This is a genomic window from Thiocapsa sp. (assembly GCF_035467215.1).
Classification (GTDB): domain Bacteria; phylum Pseudomonadota; class Gammaproteobacteria; order Chromatiales; family Chromatiaceae; genus Thiocapsa.
In genome coordinates, this window is record NZ_DATITZ010000300.1 from 1 (window position 1) to 2,842 (window position 2,842).

The 2,842-nt window shown below is 66.9% G+C and carries 3 protein-coding genes and 1 pseudogene; 2 read left to right on the plus strand and 2 right to left on the minus strand.

Translation table 11 applies throughout. The features are described 5' to 3' along the window. Together VLR48_RS16630 and VLR48_RS16635 are read left to right on the plus strand one after the other, a co-directional pair. Positions 1-542: Gfo/Idh/MocA family protein (locus VLR48_RS16630; protein WP_325292860.1), on the plus strand; the 542-nt coding region annotated here is incomplete at its 5' end. Further along, on the plus strand, positions 502-1,461 hold the full coding sequence (locus VLR48_RS16635) for a metallophosphoesterase (RefSeq protein ID WP_325292861.1): 960 nt from the start codon (positions 502-504) through the stop codon (positions 1,459-1,461). The genes VLR48_RS16630 and VLR48_RS16635, both read left to right, overlap by 41 nt. A gap of 121 nt (positions 1,462-1,582) precedes the next feature. Here VLR48_RS16635 and VLR48_RS16640 read toward each other — a convergent pair whose 3' ends face one another. Further along, complete coding sequence (locus VLR48_RS16640) at positions 1,583-1,906, minus strand: AEC family transporter (RefSeq protein ID WP_325292862.1); 324 nt, start codon at positions 1,904-1,906, stop codon at positions 1,583-1,585. 164 nt (positions 1,907-2,070) lie between these two features. Then, positions 2,071-2,842: pseudogene (locus VLR48_RS16645) on the minus strand (hypothetical protein); the annotation flags it as partial.

Genomic DNA, 2,842 nt, shown 5'->3' on the forward strand with positions numbered 1-2,842 from the left:
CGCGAGGATGCACGCCGGTGAAGCGTGCGGGACATCCGCGCTCCGCGCTTACCGCATTGCTTCACCGGAAAACGACATCACCGGTGGAAAATTCCCTGCAAAAATGGCCGGTGGTTTGCGGATCAGGATGGGAAACAACAGTCAGCGAGGCCGAGGACCTCATCGAACGCGCCGAATCGGCGGGGCGGCTGCTCTCGGTCTTCCACAACCGCCGATGGGATGCGGATTTCTTGACGGTCCAAAGGCTCCTAACGTCCGGTGAGCTGGGCCGACTCACCTCTGTCGAATCACGTTTCAACCGCTTCCGACCCGAGGCCCGGGTGCGTTGGCGCGAATCCGGCGCGCCGGGCAGCGGCCTCTTGTACGACCTCGGCGCCCATCTCGTCGATCAGGCCCTGTGCCTGTTCGGCATGCCCGAGACCATTCCGCTGGATCTCGCCCGGCAGCGCGACGGCGCACTCGCCGCCGGTAGCGATCGACAGCGTCGACGGAGGAACGAAAATGTACGATCTAATCGGCGACATACACGGCTGTGCTCGTGAGCTCAAGGCGCTTCTCGCCAAGATGGACTACCGCGAACAAGACGGGGTCTGGCGCCATCCAAACCGCCAAGTGATCTTCCTCGGCGACTTCATCGATCGCGGACCGGAGCAGGTCGAGGTGATGAAGATCGTTCGCGCGATGGTCGACGCCGAGCAGGCGCTGACGGTCATGGGTAATCACGAGTTCAACGCCGTCGCTTGGGCCACGCCGACGGCGACGGGGCCGGATGCCTACTTGCGATCTCACACCGAGGACCATCGGAAACAGCACGCGGAGTTCCTCGCGCAGGTCGGCGAGGGCAGTCCACTCCACGAGGAGCTGATCGACTGGTTTCGCGGACTCCCGCTCTGGCTCGATCTGCCGGGGCTGCGTGTCGTGCATGCCTGCTGGCATGAACCCTCCTTCAAGATCCTGACCGAACACCTGGACGACGGTGACCGAATCCGCGACGAAGCCGCCTGGGCCGCGCTCACCCGAAAAGGTGACCCCGCCTTCGAGGCTCTGGAGACGGTACTCAAGGGTTTGGAGATCCCGCTTCCCGAGGGGGTCGAATTCACCGACAAGGACGGCAAGATCCGCCGGCGGGTCAGAACCCGCTGGTGGAAGGACCACCCGATCACCTACCGCGATCTCGCAATTGTGCCGCTCGAGGTCATCCCTCAGATCCCGCACGAGCCGGCGCCCGAGCATGTCCTGCCGGGCTACGACGGGGACAAGCCGGTATTCGTCGGCCATTACTGGATGAGCGGTACCCCCCACCCGCTGTCCGCGCGCGTCGCCTGCCTGGATTACAGCGTTGCCGCGGGCGGAAAGCTCTGCGCCTACCGCTGGGACGGGGAGCGCGACCTCGTCGGGGAGCATTTCTGCTGGGTCGACGTGGATCGCAGCCAACCCGCAACGCAAGGAGCGGCATCGTGAAAGAGCACAAGGTCAATGAGGATGACCCGCGCCGGACGACTCCGGTTCCGATCCAAGGGGTTGATCCCCGACGCGGCACGCGCAATCCGACCACCGCCTTCCGTCGCGATCGCGGCGACGCTCAGAGCACCAACAGCAGCACGGCCGGGAGCGTAATCAGGGCGGCCGCGTTGCCGAGGAGCACGATGGAGGCCACGCGCTCGGGCTCCTGGTCGTAGCGTTCGGCGAAGATAGCGTTGAGCACCGCGGGCGGCAGTGCGGCGAAGACGATCAGGATGCTGGCCTGCTCGGGGGGCAGCGCAAGGACAAAAGCGATCGCCCAGGCCAGCAGGGCACCGATGATCGGTCGGACGAAGGCGCCGAGGTCCACGTCCTTCGATGCGAGTGCGGAGAAGACCAGGGCGGGCACGAAGACGTCCATGTTGAGCGCGGTTGCCGCGCGCATGTCCGGGCGGTGGCGCCGGGCGTAGAGAAACCCGACCGCAACCACGATGAACAGAGGCAGGACGATGAGGAGGATGCGCTCGAGCAGGAGGCGACCTCGTCAGCGCAACGACCGGAGAAGGCGCGACACCGGGCCGACCTAAAGGCGTCGCCGTACGAGCGCCATCAGAAGCCTCCCCCGGTGCGAAAGCCGCCGCTGCTTCCGCCGCGCTTCCCGGCCCCGCCGCTCCCGCCGGTGCGACCGGCGCTCCCGCGGCCCAAGCCGCCGAAGATGTCGCCCGGGCGACGCCCATCGCCGAGGCCGCCGCCCCAGACGGTCCCGCGACCGAAGGCGCCTGAGCCGAAACCGGGATCGGAGCGCTCCGGGCGATAACGCTGCTGCTCCTGCATGACGCGCCAGAGGTTGCGTCGGTCCAGGGCGCCGTTCAGGAACTGCCCCAGCATCATGGCGATCATGGCCGCATCGCCGAATTGGGAATCGGCACGGTCGTAGCGGTTGCGTTTAAAGTCCGTCCGCAGGGTCTCGACCTCATCTAGGCGCTGCCGGGCCTGTACAAGCGACTCGCGCAGCGTCTTGAGTGCACCATCGTGCCGGCGCCGCTCGTCCTCGCGCTCCAGCAGGCGGGCGACGATCAGGTCGTCTTCCGGGAAGGGCGTGGTCAGCGCCTCGCGACGCAGCTCCATCAGGTCGTCGCGCTGCAGCTCGGAGGTCACCAGCTCGAGCGCCTTTGCGCTGTATTCGTCCTGCCCGGCGGCATAGAAGGCCTTGCGCACCTCCAGCCCCTGGAGGTCGTTCCGCGCTTGGACGATACGCAGGTCGACGGCATCGAGCGCCGCCTGCGCCTCGACGGTCGCCGCGTCGAGGGCCGGAATTCCGTCCTCGACCCGTGCGGCTTCGGCGAGTGCCCTTAGGGCGGCCAGCTCGGAATCGGCGGCG